19 protein-coding genes and 1 pseudogene are annotated in these 15,681 nt (G+C 46.6%); all 20 read left to right on the top strand.

Annotated features, from left to right (window positions below; genetic code table 11):
• Window positions 1-283: 283 nt before the first annotated feature.
• The 20 genes and pseudogenes from QZV24_RS07860 to nuoK all read left to right on the top strand — a co-directional run bounded on the left by QZV24_RS07860 (window position 284) and on the right by nuoK (window position 15,680).
• The gene (locus QZV24_RS07860; RefSeq protein WP_294522514.1) at window positions 284-730 is read left to right on the top strand and encodes a CtsR family transcriptional regulator; all 447 of its coding nucleotides are present in this window, start codon (window positions 284-286) and stop codon (window positions 728-730) included.
• A gap of 139 nt (window positions 731-869) precedes the next feature.
• Complete coding sequence (gene radA, locus QZV24_RS07855; RefSeq protein ID WP_294522510.1) at window positions 870-2,249, top strand: DNA repair protein RadA; 1,380 nt, start codon at window positions 870-872, stop codon at window positions 2,247-2,249.
• A 145-nt stretch (window positions 2,250-2,394) separates the two neighbouring features.
• A pseudogene (locus tag QZV24_RS07850) lies at window positions 2,395-2,801 on the top strand (CarD family transcriptional regulator).
• A 124-nt stretch (window positions 2,802-2,925) separates the two neighbouring features.
• Window positions 2,926-4,092 (top strand): PIN/TRAM domain-containing protein, encoded by a 1,167-nt coding sequence (locus tag QZV24_RS07845; RefSeq protein WP_294522504.1) that lies wholly within the window; start codon window positions 2,926-2,928, stop codon window positions 4,090-4,092.
• 63 nt (window positions 4,093-4,155) lie between these two features.
• The gene (gene ispD, locus QZV24_RS07840) at window positions 4,156-4,923 is read left to right on the top strand and encodes a 2-C-methyl-D-erythritol 4-phosphate cytidylyltransferase (RefSeq protein ID WP_294522499.1); all 768 of its coding nucleotides are present in this window, start codon (window positions 4,156-4,158) and stop codon (window positions 4,921-4,923) included.
• Window positions 4,923-5,399 carry a 2-C-methyl-D-erythritol 2,4-cyclodiphosphate synthase gene (gene ispF, locus QZV24_RS07835; protein ID WP_294522496.1) on the top strand — a complete coding sequence of 159 codons (477 nt, stop codon included), beginning with the start codon at window positions 4,923-4,925 and terminating at the stop codon, window positions 5,397-5,399. The genes ispD and ispF overlap by 1 nt, the downstream gene beginning before the upstream one ends.
• Window positions 5,400-5,463: 64 nt before the next feature.
• Window positions 5,464-6,900, top strand: a complete 1,437-nt coding sequence (gene cysS / locus QZV24_RS07830; protein WP_294522493.1) for a cysteine--tRNA ligase — start codon at window positions 5,464-5,466, stop codon at window positions 6,898-6,900.
• A gap of 3 nt (window positions 6,901-6,903) precedes the next feature.
• Window positions 6,904-7,392 (top strand): Mini-ribonuclease 3, encoded by a 489-nt coding sequence (locus QZV24_RS07825; RefSeq protein WP_294522491.1) that lies wholly within the window; start codon window positions 6,904-6,906, stop codon window positions 7,390-7,392.
• A gap of 13 nt (window positions 7,393-7,405) precedes the next feature.
• A complete protein-coding gene (gene thyX / locus QZV24_RS07820; protein WP_294522488.1) occupies window positions 7,406-8,095 on the top strand; it encodes an FAD-dependent thymidylate synthase in 690 nt (229 codons plus the stop codon).
• Between the two features lie 145 nt (window positions 8,096-8,240).
• The gene (rlmB, locus tag QZV24_RS07815; RefSeq protein ID WP_294522521.1) at window positions 8,241-8,987 is read left to right on the top strand and encodes a 23S rRNA (guanosine(2251)-2'-O)-methyltransferase RlmB; all 747 of its coding nucleotides are present in this window, start codon (window positions 8,241-8,243) and stop codon (window positions 8,985-8,987) included.
• Window positions 8,988-9,518, top strand: coding sequence for an NYN domain-containing protein (locus QZV24_RS07810; protein WP_294522485.1), 531 nt, complete (start codon window positions 8,988-8,990; stop codon window positions 9,516-9,518). It begins immediately after the preceding gene.
• A gap of 291 nt (window positions 9,519-9,809) precedes the next feature.
• Window positions 9,810-10,556 (top strand): RNA polymerase sporulation sigma factor SigH, encoded by a 747-nt coding sequence (gene sigH / locus QZV24_RS07805; protein ID WP_294522483.1) that lies wholly within the window; start codon window positions 9,810-9,812, stop codon window positions 10,554-10,556.
• 224 nt (window positions 10,557-10,780) lie between these two features.
• Window positions 10,781-11,134: an NADH-quinone oxidoreductase subunit A gene (locus QZV24_RS07800; RefSeq protein WP_290654898.1), complete on the top strand. Its 354-nt coding sequence runs from the start codon at window positions 10,781-10,783 to the stop codon at window positions 11,132-11,134.
• Window positions 11,125-11,676, top strand: coding sequence for an NADH-quinone oxidoreductase subunit B (locus QZV24_RS07795; protein ID WP_290654899.1), 552 nt, complete (start codon window positions 11,125-11,127; stop codon window positions 11,674-11,676). Before QZV24_RS07800 ends, QZV24_RS07795 begins: the two co-directional genes overlap by 10 nt.
• A gap of 147 nt (window positions 11,677-11,823) precedes the next feature.
• On the top strand, window positions 11,824-12,324 hold the full coding sequence (locus QZV24_RS07790; RefSeq protein WP_294522479.1) for an NADH-quinone oxidoreductase subunit C: 501 nt from the start codon (window positions 11,824-11,826) through the stop codon (window positions 12,322-12,324).
• A complete protein-coding gene (locus QZV24_RS07785) occupies window positions 12,297-13,394 on the top strand; it encodes an NADH-quinone oxidoreductase subunit D (protein ID WP_294522476.1) in 1,098 nt (365 codons plus the stop codon). Before QZV24_RS07790 ends, QZV24_RS07785 begins: the two co-directional genes overlap by 28 nt.
• 21 nt (window positions 13,395-13,415) lie before the next feature.
• Window positions 13,416-14,453, top strand: a complete 1,038-nt coding sequence (gene nuoH / locus QZV24_RS07780; protein WP_294522475.1) for an NADH-quinone oxidoreductase subunit NuoH — start codon at window positions 13,416-13,418, stop codon at window positions 14,451-14,453.
• 15 nt (window positions 14,454-14,468) lie between these two features.
• Window positions 14,469-14,876 carry an NADH-quinone oxidoreductase subunit I gene (locus QZV24_RS07775; protein WP_290654903.1) on the top strand — a complete coding sequence of 136 codons (408 nt, stop codon included), beginning with the start codon at window positions 14,469-14,471 and terminating at the stop codon, window positions 14,874-14,876.
• Window positions 14,869-15,372: an NADH-quinone oxidoreductase subunit J gene (locus tag QZV24_RS07770; RefSeq protein WP_294522471.1), complete on the top strand. Its 504-nt coding sequence runs from the start codon at window positions 14,869-14,871 to the stop codon at window positions 15,370-15,372. Before QZV24_RS07775 ends, QZV24_RS07770 begins: the two co-directional genes overlap by 8 nt.
• Complete coding sequence (nuoK, locus tag QZV24_RS07765; protein WP_290654905.1) at window positions 15,369-15,680, top strand: NADH-quinone oxidoreductase subunit NuoK; 312 nt, start codon at window positions 15,369-15,371, stop codon at window positions 15,678-15,680. Before QZV24_RS07770 ends, nuoK begins: the two co-directional genes overlap by 4 nt.
• The last annotated feature ends 1 nt before the right edge of the window (window position 15,681 follow it).

Raw genomic sequence — 15,681 nt, 5'->3', positions numbered from 1 at the left:
ATCTCCCAGCTCGTTGCGACGCGAAGCTAGTCCTTTAGGGAAACGCTAATTGGAAGATTTTTCTTCTAAAGAAGAAAAATTTGAACAATGGCGTTATAAGTTTTTTAGGGATGTGAAAATGTAGGTTCACATCCCTTTTTTATGGCAAAATTTGAACAATTGGGTTATGTCGAGCCTAAAGCCTCGACGAAACGGTGACAGAGGTAATTTTGCCTGTGGCAAAATTTGAAATATTGCGTTATAATAAAGTCAAATAGTCAATAAAGAAAAAGCAGGTGATAATATGAGCAATATTGCGGATTTGATCGAGGAATATATACTGCGGCGTCTGGCAGAACAACAAACTGGTCAGGTGGAACTGCGGCGGACGGATATCGCTGACGAAATTTCCTGTGCGCCGTCCCAGATAAGCTATGTGCTGAATACCCGCTTTACCCACGACAAGGGATTTGCCGTGGAATCACGCCGGGGATTGGGAGGATTTATCCGCATTGTGCGGGTGCCTTTGCAGAACATTATTTACGAAGAAATGGTCAGCAAAATTGATGAAGATACAGAATTTGTGGAGATAAAGGCCATGGTGCGCTATCTTATTCAGCATCAGATGATAAGTGCTAGGGAAGGGGCTTTGGTGATTCAGACGGCTAACTGTGCCTATGGCACGATGAAGGGCAACGACCGGGTGAAGCTGTTGAAATCTATGTTCATAACCTTGGCGGAGTTTTCGTGAAATGGGCCGAAATAAACTGGCGCCAAATCAGGGCGGCCTGATGAATTATTTGTTGAATTTTGGCATTGCAGTGGGATGGCTTTTAAAGTGGATAATAAAGTTGTTGAAAGCCCCCCTGGGTGGGAAAGGGATAAAATAAATGGCAAAAGCGAAAACGGTGTTTGTGTGCCAGGAGTGCGGCTATGATACCCCAAAATGGCTTGGCAAGTGCCCGGGCTGTGGTCAGTGGAATACCTTGGTGGAGGAAACCGTACAAAAGGATAACAGCCAGCAACGGGGCCTGAACTTGGGCTTGTCTACTCAAAGCAAGCCTTGTCCAATAAATGAAGTAGAGTTGGAGGAAATGCCCCGTATGACCACCGGCTCGGCCGAGCTGGACCGGGTATTGGGTGGAGGCCTTATTCCCGGTTCCATGGTGTTGATTGTAGGTGATCCAGGTATCGGTAAATCCAGTTTGACGCTGAAGGTCTGTGCCAATGAGGCCCGGCTGGGAAAACGGGTGTTGTATGTTACCGGAGAGGAAAGTGTGCAGCAGGTCCGGATGCGGGCCGATAGGATTGATGCTATTGATAAATCCTTGATGGTGGTCAGCGAAACCAATCTGGAAATTATTGAAAAGCATATTTTGGAGCTGAAACCGGAAATCCTGGTCATTGACTCCATTCAGACCATATTCCGGCCGGATATTCAAAGTGCGCCGGGCAGCGTGAGCCAGGTCCGGGAGTGTGCGGTGGAAATCCTTCGGGTGGCTAAAACAAATGGGATAGCCGCCTTTATTGTGGGACATGTGACCAAGGATGGTACTCTGGCCGGGCCACGGGTGTTGGAGCATATTGTGGATACGGTACTGTATTTTGAGGGAGGCAATAACGCGGAATACCGTTTGTTGCGGGCTATAAAAAACCGGTTTGGCAGCACCAATGAAATTGGTGTGTTTGAAATGCGTGATATAGGTCTGGTGGATGTCTCCGATGCCTCCAAGCTGTTTTTGTCAGAGCGGCAGGATGACAATGGAAGTGTTATTGTGCCAACCGTGGAAGGGACCAGACCGCTTTTGGTGGAAATTCAGGCCTTGGTGGCCAAGACACCATATGTGCCACCTAAAAGGACTTCTGATTCGGTGGATTTAAAACGACTGCAGCTGCTGCTGGCGGTACTGGAAAAGCGGGTACATCTGTCTTTGGGCAGCTGTGATGTATTTGTAAAGGCCGCCGGGGGCATAAAGCTGGATGAACCGGCAGCCGATTTGGGGATTTGCGTTGCTATGGCTTCAAGCTTTGCCGGCAGGTCCCTGCGACCAGCCATGGTGGCCTTTGGTGAAGTGGGCCTGTCCGGAGAAATTCGGGCAGTAAGCCAGGCGGAAAGCCGTGTGCGGGAGGCCAGACGGCTGGGCTTTAAAAGCGTCGTACTGCCGATAAAAAATTATGAGCAGCTGATTGCGGATAATAAATTTACGGATATGACCCTCTATGGTGTAGGAAATATAACCGAAGCCTTGGGAAAAGCTATGCCAAAGTAACCAAATACACTCCTTGACATATATTTTCTTATATGATAAAATTCATTCTTTTTTATTGATGATTTTTTTGGTATAATTTATGATGTAGTGAGATTGTTAAGGGGGGGTATGTTTGCTGCAGGTTGGTGACAAGGTTGTATATCCGATGCACGGAGCTGGAGAAATTGCCGGCATCGAAGAGCATGATGTTATGGGGCAGGGGCAGATGAAGTCCTATTATGTTATGAAAATGCCCATTGGCGATGTCAAGATAATGCTTCCCACTGATAATATTGAAGGTGTTGGCCTGCGGCAGGTTAGTCCGCCGGAAATGCTGAAAAAGATTGAGGGTGTCCTGAAGGACCCACCGGTAAAAGCTACGGGGAGCTGGAATAAACGCTTTCACGCCAATCTTGCCCGATTAAAAACTGGTGATATATTGGAAGTAGCTGCTGTAACCAGAAACGACTTTTGGATACAGCTAAACAAATTCTTTTGAGCGAAATGATATTTGTTCTTAACGGTACGATGGAAACGGCTGAAGCCTGGTTGCAGGAAATGCTGAAAAGATAATCGCCAGTTGGATTTGAATCGAATTCCGGTGTTGAGGAATAGGTAAAGTTATCTGGGAGGAAGTGGCCAGTACCTGGTCACTTTCCTTTTCTTGTTTTTATTTTTCTGAAAGGGGGTGAAAGAGATGTTGGACAAGGTTTTAAGATTTTTAGTTACAGCCTTGCTGGCGGTTATCGGTGGCCTGGGCATGCATTTTGCCAGTCCATTTTTGACTGAGCTTATCAGTACTGAGGTATTGAATATGAGCTTTGGTCTGTTTAAGATAACTTTGGCTCATTTTATTTTTTTGACATTGGGTATTCTGGCCGGCGGTGTAATAGGCTATTTTGTGGCACCTTATTTTGCCACGAAGCTGCGGAGATTTTCAGTCTGGGTGGAAGGTCAGTTTAACAAAATGCCGTTGCATGATGTTATAGCTGGCGTTATTGGCCTGGCAATCGGACTTATAATTGCAAATTTATTAGGAGAAGCTTTCTCCAAGATTCCGGTGGTAGGGGATTACATACCGGTTATCTTGAGTATAGTTTTTGGATATTTGGGAATACATATTGTTATCCGCAAGCAAAAGGAATTGGGAGATATGATTGGCAAGCTGCCAAGGTTTTTCAAGGAAGCCAGTCAGCGACGGGAACTGTCCAAGAGCAAGAAAAAGTCCAAGGACGGTGACGAGCTGAAGGATGCGGCTTTGCTGGATATTCCCTGTGGCAAGCTATTGGATACCAGTGTTATCATTGATGGCCGGATTGCAGATATATGCTGTACCGGATTTATTGATGGCAAACTGCTGATACCGGTGTTTGTACTGGAGGAATTACAGCATATTGCCGATATGTCTGATTCACTGAAAAGAGCCCGTGGCCGTCGGGGACTGGATATTTTGCAGAAGCTGCAGAATGATTTCAGCACGCAGGTGGAGATAATCAATCATGATTTTGATGATATCTCCGAGGTGGATTCCAAACTGGTGCGGTTGGGTCAGCTAACCGGCAGTAAAATCATAACCAATGATTACAATCTGAACAAGGTGGCTGAGCTGCGGGGGGTATCGGTGCTCAATATAAATGAGCTGGCCAATGCCATTAAGCCAGTGGTCATTCCGGGGGAATGTATGCATGTCACCGTGGTGAAGGAAGGCAAGGAATCCGGTCAGGGAGTAGCCTATCTGGAAGATGGCACCATGATCGTGGTGGAAAACGGCCGGAAGTTTATCAACGAAACTATAAATGTTGAGGTAACATCGGCACTGCAAACTGCAGCAGGCCGGATGATTTTTGCCAAGCCGGCGATGTGAAGGTGAAGGGGATGTGGTGAAGATGTGTACCGCGTCCCTTTTCTTATATGTAATGGAGGTAGTATGGTTACAGTTATTTTCCCGGCGGCGGGAGTAGGCAAGCGGATGCAGGCCGGTATGAACAAGGTGTTTATTGCTCTTGGGGGAGTACCGATTTTAATCCGCACCTTACTGAAATATTCCGCCTGTGACGAGATTGACCAGATGGTCGTGGTGGTGGCTGACTATGAAGTGGAGTTCGTTCGAGGAATACTGAAGAAAATTCAGGGGCTAAAGCCATACAAGGTGGTGGCTGGTGGCAATGAGCGCCAGTATTCGGTACTAAATGGCATTCAAAGTGTCAGCGGCAGTGATGAGGATATCATGCTGGTTCACGATGCAGCCCGCCCTTTTGTCAGCAATGATGTAATAGTGGAAACCATCCGGGGGGCCCAGCAGTATGGTGGGGCTATTGCCGGAGTGCCGGCGAAGAATACTATAAAAATCTGTGACCGTATGGGCATGGTGGAGGAAACACCGGACCGGTCCATTTTATGGGAAATCCAGACCCCACAGGGATTTAAGCGGGGGTTACTTTTGGAGGCCAATGACAAGGCCCTGGCAGATGGCTTTCTGGGGACAGATGATGCCAGCTTGGTGGAACGGATGGGGCATTCGGTGTATGTAGTAAAAAGTGATTATCGAAACATAAAAATTACTACGCCGGAGGATTTGCTGATTGGCGAAGCCTTCTTGAAGGACTGCCCGGAACCGCTGGCGGTGGCCAATGAACAGGTAATGCCGGAAATCATCCAGATGATAAATGACAAGTGGCTAAGGGAGAGATTTTAATGACCAGATTTGGTATGGGATATGATGTACATCAGCTTACAGAGGGACGCAAGCTGATAATTGGCGGAGTGGATATTCCCTTTGAAAAGGGCTTGTTGGGGCATTCTGATGCCGATGTGTTATTGCATGCCATTGCAGATGCCCTGTTGGGAGCAGCCGCTTTGGGGGATATTGGAAAACACTTCCCGGATACGGATGACCGGTACAAGGGCATATCCAGCTTAATTTTGCTGGAGCATGTGGGAAAGCTCTTAAAGGAAAAAGGCTATACTGTCGGTAATGTAGATGCTACTATTGTTGCTCAGCGCCCCAAGATGTTGCCGCATATTCAGCAGATGCGGGAAAATATTGCCAAGGCTCTGAATGTCGATTTGGATCGTATAAATGTGAAGGCTACCACTGAGGAGCATTTAGGCTTCACCGGCAATGGTCAGGGAATTTCTTCGTATGCAGTTGCAGGAATCGAAGGGGAATGATAAAATCGTAGGGATAATACGGAAGGCAAAATTATTCTGTGCGGTTTAACAGAAGGAGTTAGATATGTTAAAGGTTTACAATACATTGACCCGAAAAAAGGAAGAATTTGTACCCCAGGAGCCGGGGAAGGTGGGAATGTATGTCTGTGGTGTAACACCATATAATCATCCCCACATTGGCAATGCCCGTCCTTTTGTGACCTGGGATGTTATTAAACGGTATTTGAAGCATCAGGGCTTTTCGGTAAAGCACATTCAGAATTTTACCGATATGGATGACAAGATTATTAAGGCCGCCAACACGGAGGGAGTTAGCTGGCAGACAATCACTGAGCGGTATATAGATGGCTACTTTAAAGCTATAGATGCTTTAAATGTGCAGCGGGCTGACCTGTATCCAAAGGTAACAGAGCATATTCCGGATATTATAGATATGGTAGCCAAGCTGATTGATAATGGTTACGGCTATGTAATCGACGGTGATGTATATTTTAGTGTGGAGAAATTCACGGAATACGGCAAATTGTCCGGCCGAAAGCTGGAGGATATGCAGGCTGGTGCCCGGGTGGAGGTAGATACCCGGAAACATAATCCAATGGATTTTGCCTTATGGAAATCAGCCAAGCCGGGCGAACCGTACTGGGAAAGCCCGTGGGGAAAGGGACGGCCAGGCTGGCATATTGAGTGCTCTACCATGTCATTGAAATATTTGGGTGAGACCTTTGATTTTCACGGCGGCGGCAGTGATTTGATATTCCCGCACCACGAAAATGAAATAGCTCAGTCTCAGTGCTGTTGCGAGAATTATCACAGCTTTGCCCAGTATTGGCTGCACAATGGGTTTATTACCATTGATAATGAAAAGATGAGCAAATCCTTGAATAACTTCATTACCGTGCCGGACATATTGAAGCAGTATCCGGGGGAAGTGGTGCGGTTTTTCATTTTGCGGACGCACTATAGAAGTCCGTTGGATTTCAGCGAGGAGCGGATTAGGGAAGCTCAGGCCGGCTTGCTGCGGTTGAAGAATGCCTATGATTTGGGTAATGAGCTGCTAAATAGAACCGGGAATACTGAGGCGCATACTGAGCTGGCTGATATTGCTACCAAGGCCATGGCGGATTTCCAGGAGGCTATGGATGATGATTTCAATACGGCGTTGGCGATTGGCTATATGTTTACCTTATCTAAGGAGATCAATGTTTATGCCAATAATGTAATAAATAAGGGCGCCGAATATGATGCAGTTCATTTCCGTAAGCTGATGGATGTGTACGGCGAAATGGCCGGCATTATCGGTATTTTTGAAAGCTCATTGGATATGCCGGTGAGTGACGGTGACGGGATTTCTCCAGCCGAAATAGAGGCCCTGATTGAGGAACGGGCTGAGGCCAAGAAAGCGAAAAACTGGGCCCGGGCCGATGAGATTCGGGACAGCCTAAAGGAACAGGGGATCCTGTTGGAAGACTCAGCGGCTGGAACCAAGTGGAAGAAAGCATAAGCTATGACATTTGAGCATTTAAAAAAATTAGTTGATATGATGTTTGTGCCTGACGGTCAGGGGGGCGTTTTGCAACGGTATGATACCGTTGACCCAAAGAGCCTGCACCCGTTGGTGCTGGCCTATATTGGGGATGCGTATTTCCACCTGTTCATTCGGGGACGGATACTGTCTTATGAGCAAAGTAAGGTGCAGGTGCTGCACCAGTTCAGTGCCCAAATGGTTTCAGCAGTATGGCAGGATAAGGCATACCGAGCTATTGAACATATTTTGGATGAGGAAGAAAAGGCTGTTTATCGTCGGGGGCGCAATGCCAAAAGTCATGCCCCGCGTAGTGCCAGTGTGGCCCAGTACCATTCCAGTACCGGCTTTGAGGCACTGTTGGGATATCTTTATTTAATGGAAAGAAATGAACGGCTTTATGAGCTGGCGGAGCAGTCCTTTCAAGTCATATCAAAGGCTATGATGGTTGAAATTTCAGAACGGAAATAATGGAGAGTTGCAGATGATAAAGGTTAAATTACTCGAACATACACCAGAACCGGAACGGGCCGTGGCCATGGCGGCCAGATTGTGTTATTCAGCTGCCGGAGCCGAGGAATTGGCTGAGCGGATGACCACCGAGCAGGTTAATAAGCTGTTGACCAAAATTGTGGAAATGGGACACGCATCCACTATGGAGCATGTATCATTTACCTTTGGTATTGAGGGGGTATCCCGGGTGCTGACTCATCAGCTGGTCCGGCACCGGCTGGCATCCTATAGTCAGCAGTCTCAACGATATGTGGCTGAGCATAATTTTGAGTATATTTTGCCGCCAAGTATCGAGGAAAAACCGGCAGCAAAGGCCCGGTTTGAAGCCCTGATGGAGGATATTCAGAAGGCGTATAATGAACTGGCTGATATGGGGGTTCCGAAAGAGGACGCCCGGTATGTATTGGCTAATGCTACGGAAACCAAGATTGTAGTCACCATGAATGCCCGTTCACTGATGCATTTTTTTAATTTGCGTTGCTGCAATCGGGCCCAGTGGGAAATCCGGGATTTGGCCTACAAGATGTTGGCTGAAGTAAAGAAGGTTGCACCACTGCTCTTTAAAAATGCCGGGGCATCCTGTGTGGCTATGGGGCACTGTCCGGAGGGGGCTATGACCTGCGGCAGGTTTTCCGAAATGATAAAGATGAGAGAAAAGTAATATGGATACAAGAAAAAAGCCAGATAAGCGAAAAGCTGCCATGAAGGAACACCGGGGCAGCAAGGTGGAATATATGGTGAAAGCTGGTCGACATCAGGCGGATCGCCGCACCGGTGAAAAAAATCGTGAAGATAATCATCAGCCTATGGGAGAACTGCCGGAGGATATTGTGGCCGGCCGTAACGCGGTAATGGAGGCCTTGAAGGGTAACCGTAGTATCAATAAGCTGCTGGTAGCCAACGGCAATAATGAAGGCTCTATAAAGGAGATAATTGCCGTTGCTAAGGAACAACACATCAATATTCAGTTTGTGGAACGCAGTAAACTGGACAATCTGGTAAGAGGCATCCGGCATCAAGGGGTGTTGGCCCAAGTGGCCCCCGTGGAATATGTGGAGCTGGAGGATATTTTGCAGATTGCCAAGGATAAAAATGAGCCGCCGTTTATCGTTCTGCTGGATGAGTTGGAGGATCCGCATAATTTAGGGGCTATACTTCGATCCGCTGACGCAGCCGGAGTTCACGGGGTGCTTATTCCAAAACGGCGCAGCTGCCCTTTGTCAGCCACGGTGGCCAAAACTTCCGCCGGGGCGGTGGAATATGTGCCGGTAGCCCGTATCGGTAATGTGGTTCAGACCATCAAAAGGTTGAAGGAAGAAGGTCTTTGGGTGGCGGCGGCGGATATGGACGGAACGGATTATTACGAAGCCGATATGACCGGTGCCCTGCTGTTGATTATTGGCAATGAGGGGCATGGCGTGGGCCGGCTGGTCAAGGAGCAGTGCGATTTTGTGGTGAAGATACCTATGGTGGGGAAGATAAATTCCCTGAATGCATCGGTAGCCGGTTCAATTTTAATGTATGAAGCCATGAAGCAACGAAGGAATAAATAAATGAAGAAAAAGCCACGGGAATATTATATAATTGATGGCTATAATGTGATAAATTCATGGCCGGAGCTGATGAAGCTGCGGGGGGATTTATCCGAGGCCAGGGATCGGCTCATTCATATGCTGATTGAATACGGAGCCTATGAGAAATACAATATGACGGTGGTTTTTGATGCTCTGTTTACCGAAGATGAGGAGCATATCGAGGTCATAAATCCTCATTTTGATGTGGTATACACTGGTCGGGGAGAAACTGCTGACAGCTATATAGAACGACGGGCTTATGATTATGTGCGTCGGGGTAGTGAAGTGCATGTGGTTACATCTGACGGAGCGGAGCAGTCCATGGTGTTGGGAGCCGGAGCCTATCGGCATCCGTCCCGGGAATTTTACCGGATTATAAAGCGGGCCAAGAAGGAACTGCAAAAGGGCTATCTTGACAAGGTGAAGTTGCCTGTTTCCCGCAATGAAATTGGCAACAACCTGGATGCGGCAACAATGGCCAAGCTGGATGCCTTGCGCAAAAAGAAATAGAAAACGCAAAGAGGAATATTTTTTCACATAGATGTGGAAAAATTTGAACAACTGCGTTATGTCGAGTTAAATCTATACTTCGACGAAACGCAAAGAGGAATATTTTTTCACATAGATGTGGAAAAATTTGAACAACTGCGTTATGTCGAGTTAAAGCTGTACTTCGACGAAACGCTAATAGGAATAATTTTTCACATAGATGTGGAAAATTTTGAACAACTGCGTTATAATCTATTTTAGGCTGTAGTTGAATAAAATTGTAGCTCTACAACTATTTGGAGGTACGGCTGTATGGAAAGTAGCCTATTGACCTGGGATGACTCTTTTGATGATTATGTGAATCTTCCCGATGAGGATGTTATTCTGAAAATTCAGGATGATCAGGATAGCACAGCCATGGAGTATTTGATAAATAAATATAGAAATTTTGTCAGAGCCAAGGCACGGTCCTATTTCCTGATTGGAGCCGACCGGGAGGATATCATTCAGGAGGGAATGATTGGTCTATACAAGGCTATTCGTGATTATCGTACTGATAAATTGTCTTCCTTCAGGGCATTTGCTGAGTTGTGTGTTACCCGGCAAATTATTACGGCCATCAAGACCGCTACCCGGCAGAAACACATTCCACTTAATTCTTACATATCACTGAATAAGCCGATTTATGATGAGGATTCTGACCGTACACTGCTGGATGTTCTGTCCGGGGCCAAGGTGACTGACCCGGAGGAGCTGCTGATCAGCAGGGAGGAATTTATAGATATAGAAGCTAAGATGGAGGACATTCTTAGCGATTTGGAATGGTGCGTTCTTATGGCATATCTTGATGGTAAGTCCTATCAGGAAATTGCAGTGGATTTGGAGCGCCATGTAAAGTCTATAGATAACGCCCTGCAGCGGGTGAAACGCAAGCTGGAGCGTTATATGGAGCTTAACGGTAATGAAATTGATATAGGAACAATATATCGGGGACTGACGGCAATAAAACGCCGGGGCAGAGTCTTTTCGGATATAAAGAAGGGTGAAGGGATGCAATGATGCATCCCTTCACCCTTTAATTATAAATATTTTTTATTGTATTATTTAGAATTGTATAATTTGTGTATAGATACGCTGGGAGGGGGCTTTTCCATTGACAATGTTACATTTACTGTACTATACTTCATATTAGTGACATTTATTGTAACATAAATATAGAATTTTTATGCAATAATAATGTTTGTTTACTACAATTTGCCCAATTGGGTTAAGGGGGAGTTTTTATGGATGGCTATGCAGCACTGGGTATATTTTTCCTGATGGCGCTGGGATTTCCGATTGCACCTATTATAATCGCGAACATTATCCAGCCAAAGCAGCCAACAGATGAAAAGAATATACCATATGAGTGTGGTGTGGACACAATCGGCAAAAATAATGTGCAGTTCCATATAGGTTATTTTATGTATGCACTGGTTTTTTTGCTTTTTGATGTGGAAACAGTTTTTCTGTATCCATGGGCTGTAAAATATGGCCAGCTGGGGTTGTTTGCTCTGCTTGAAATGCTGGTATTTGTAGGTATATTGACTATCGGTCTCTGGTATGCCTGGAAGAAGGGGGCTCTGTCATGGAAATAGTTGATATTGTGCCACCGGTGCTGAAGGATAATGTTATTGTCACCAGCGTGGATGCACTTTTTAAATGGGGAAAATCCAATTCTATATGGCCACTGTCCTCGGGATTGGCCTGTTGCTCCATCGAAATGATGTGTGCAGCGGCTTCTCGATTTGATTTGGCCAGGTTTGGCTATGAGGTATTCCGTTCTTGTCCGCGTCAATCCGATTTGCTGATTGTGGCGGGAACCCTTACCTGGAAGATGACGCCACCGCTTATCCGCCTGTATGAGGAGATGCCGGAGCCAAAATATGTTATTGCCATGGGCAACTGCAATATTGCCGGTGGACCGTTTTCCGACTCCTATTCCGTAGTTACCGGCCTGGACAAGATTATGCCGGTGGATGTCTATTTGCCTGGGTGCCCACCGCGGCCTGAGGCCTTGATTGATGCCATGCTGAAGCTGAAAAAATTGATACAGCACCCTGAGCTGGCCAATGACGCTGCTGACGCCAAGGCAATCAGCCGGGAGAATTTGCGCAATATGACTCGCCCCGTAAAATGAGACTTATTTAGTGTCAGTTTTATATTTACACTAAATTTTGTCAAATAAAACCAGTGCTTTATGGGTGGTTGTCTTCTATATCAAAAAGGGGAGACCACAACATCCGTTAGCATGGGGTGAATGGTTGAAAAGAAAAGGCGGAGTAATATGGGAACTTATTTTAGTAAAGAAAAGTTGGATTTATTAAAGGCCCAGTTTGATACGGCGGAGTATGATGCCGAACAGGCCGAGCCAGCTATATATATAGGAAAAGAACAGCTGTTGGATTTGATGAAGGTGCTGCGGGAGACCCCGACCTATGCCTTTGACCGGATGTCCTGCCTCACGGCAGTGGATTACAAGGAATACTATGAGATGGTGTATTGCCTGTATTCCCGCCGGTATGATTTATGGGTAACGGTAAAGGTGAAGCTGGACCATGATAATCCGGAAGTGGAGTCTATGACCCAGATTTGGGAGGGGACCAATTTTGAGGAACGGGAAACCTATGATTTGATGGGAATAAAATTCCTCAACCATCCGGATTTGCGCCGGATTTTATTGCCTGATAATTATGAGGCACATCCACTCCAAAAGGATTTTGTACCATTGGAGCCAAGAGTTGAAGGAGGGGTACTGACATGGCACAAACCGAAAAATTTGTCTTAAATATGGGGCCACAGCATCCTAGTACTCATGGCGTTCTGCAGGTACAGGTGGAGCTGGATGGCGAGAATATAGTTGGAGCAAAGCCGGTTATGGGCTATCTGCATCGGGGCATTGAAAAGCTGATGGAGTCCCGGACCTATGCCCAGTGTGTTCCGTACACTGACCGGCTGGATTATGTGTCCGCCATGAACAACAATCTGGGATTTTGTATGGCCGTAGAAAAGTTGGCGGCTATTGAGGTACCGGAGCGGGCCGAATACATCCGGGTTATTTGTGCGGAGCTGAATCGTATTGCCAGCCATCATGTATTTATCGGTTCACTGACCAATGATCTGGGTTCGGCCACAGGAATGATTTACGCCTTCCGTGACCGGGAAAAGATTTTGGATTTGTTCAATATTATTTGTGGTGCCCGAATGACAGCCCACTATATTCGTATTGGTGGTGTTGCTGCTGACGCTCAGGAGGAGTTTTTGCGGGACACTCAGGCATTTGTGGATTATGTGCCGGCGATGCTGGACGAGTATGACCGGATTTTTACCGGCAACGAGATATTCCAGGCCCGTATGAAGGGAACTTCCATTATCACCAAGGAAACAGCCCTGAAATACAGTATGTCCGGCCCAAATATCCGGGCCAGCGGTGTGGATTATGATATTCGCAAAATTGATAAATATGGTGCTTACGGCAAATTTGATTTCAATATTCCACTGGGGGAGCAGGGGGATAACTGGGATCGCTATATTGTGCGACTGAAGGAAATTCAGGAAAGTGCCAATATCATTCAGCAGGCCCTGGACAATATGCCGGAGGGGCCGGTTATGGCCAAGGTGCCAAAGGTATTGAAACCGCCAAAGGGCGATGCCTATCATCGGGTGGAGAATACCCGGGGAGAGTTGGGCTTCTACATTGTAAGTGATGGCTCCACTAAACCTTATCGGGTTCACATCCGTCGTCCATCCTTCGTGAATTTGCAGGCTCTGGACAGTATGTGTCAGGGGATGCTGTTGGCTGATGCCGTTACAGCATTCGCTACTATCGACCCATTGATGGGTGAGGTAGATTGTTAATATTGATAGGCAGGTGTAAATATGCATAGCGGAATTTTATACTCTACGGCGCAGGCCTTAAGAGAAATTCTGATGTCCTTTGTGGGCATTCCGATTATAGTTGATATTATTATGACGGTTATATGCGCAACGATTCTCCTTTTAATCATGGCTACCTCAGCTTTGGTGTTTACTTTGGGAGAGCGGAAAATCTGCGCATTTATCCAGGTCCGCATCGGACCAAACCGGGTTGGACCGGGCGGTCTGTTGCAGTCTGTGGCTGATATGATTAAGCTGATGGACAAGGAGGATATTGTCCCAAGGGGTATTGACAAGTGGCTGTGGGTGTTGTCCCCTATTCTCTTGCTGGTACCGTCGGCATTGATATACGCCTTTTTCCCATTTGATGATGGGGTTATACTGGCGGATGTTAATGTGGGACTGTTCCTGCTCATTGCCATAACTTCCCAGACCATACTGCCGTTTTTGATGGGGGGCTATGCTTCCAACAGCAAATATTCCCTTATTGGCGGTATGCGTACTGTAGCCCAGATGCTGGGCTATGAGGTGCCTATGGTGTTTGCTTTGATGGGTATTGTAATGCTGACTGGCTCCCTGAAGATGAGTGCCATCGTTGAGGCTCAGTCCAATGTATGGTTCATTGTGCTGCAGCCATTGGCTTTCTTTATCTATATTGTCACTGCCCTGGTTGAAAGTAACCGTCCGCCATTTAACCTGGTGGAGGGTGAGTCGGAAATTATAGCCGGTCCTTTCACAGAGTACACTGGTATGCGTTGGGCGTTGTTCTTCCTGGCAGAATTTTCCAATTTGATGTGCATTGGAATTTTGACCACCACCCTATTCCTTGGGGGCTGGCACGGTCCGGATTTCCTGCCGGGTTTTGCTTGGTTCTGGATTAAGACCTTTATCTGTGTACTGTTTTATCAGTGGGTGGGCTGGACCTTCCCACGGCTTCGTATTGATACCATGCTGAGCTTCGGTTGGAAGGTATTGTTGCCAATCGCTTTGGTAAATGTACTTCTCACCGGTGTTGGTATCTATATTTACAATATTATGTGATAGGAGACTTCAATTATGTGGGGCAAAGGACTTGTAGCAGGATTGAAGGTTACCTGGGGCCACTGGTTTGGTAAGAAGGAAACTGTATACTATCCTGAAGAAAAGCTGCCAATGACTGAACGCTTTCGGGGAGGTCATTTGGTATTAGATGATAAAAAGTGCATTGCGTGCAAGCTGTGTGCAATGGGCTGCCCAAATGCTGCATTGGATTTGACCGTGTCGGTTGATGAAGAGAAGAAACGCCATATGGACTCCTATAAGCATAATATAGGACGCTGTATGTATTGCGATTTGTGCATTGAGGCCTGTCCGGTCAAGGCACTTAGCTGGGATAAAAATTATGAGGGAGCTTCCTACTTCAAGGAAGATATGACCTATGATGCCGTGGTAGAGGCCAAGAACAGGAGGGGTAATGATGAGTGAGATGTTAGGTACCCTGGTGTTTTATGCCGTGGCTTTTGTGATTTTGGCTACTGCCCTGGGGGTGGTGACCAGCAAAAATCTGGTTCATAGTGCGCTTTTGATGACAGCCTGCTTTATTGGCGTCGGCGTGCTCTTTATTTGGCTTAGCGCGGATTTCCTTGGAGCGATGGAATTTATGCTTTATTCCGGCGGTGTAGCCATTCTGGTAGTAATGGGTGTTATGCTGACCAAGCGTCAGGACGGCCCTCCGGGCAACCCGTTCAACCATCGGAAGATAACTGCTTTGGGGCTGGTCATCCTTTTTGTGCTGGTGATGAGTACGGTAATTGTATCTACTCCGGTTCCAAGTGGAAGCTATGTATCAGCCGATACGGTAGATGCTTTGGCGGATATGATGCTGAACAAGTATATTTTGGCTTTTGAAATTGCAGCAACATTGTTGCTGGCGGCCCTGGTAGGTGCCATTATTTTGGCGAAAGGAGATGGCGAAGCATGACTATTGGATTGAATCATTGCCTGCTTTTGTCAGCAGCCCTGTTTGCCATCGGCCTTTACGGTGTGCTGTCAAAGCGTAATATAATTGCTGTTTTGATGGGCGTGGAGCTTATGCTGAACGCTGTCAACATAAATTTTGTTGCCTTTAACCGCTTTACTCCGGTGTCTGACCTGACTGGTCAGCTGATGGCGGTGTTTGCCATTACGGTGGGCGTAGCTGAGGTAGCAATAGGTGTAGCACTGGCTTATCGAATTTACAATGATAGGCAGACTATCAATGTGGATGAGCTGGATAATATGAAGGGTTAAG

The sequence above is a fragment of the uncultured Anaerovibrio sp. genome (genome assembly GCA_902786545.1).
Lineage (GTDB): Bacteria > Bacillota > Negativicutes > Selenomonadales > Selenomonadaceae > Anaerovibrio.
This window is presented reverse-complemented; position numbering and strand designations above follow the sequence as displayed.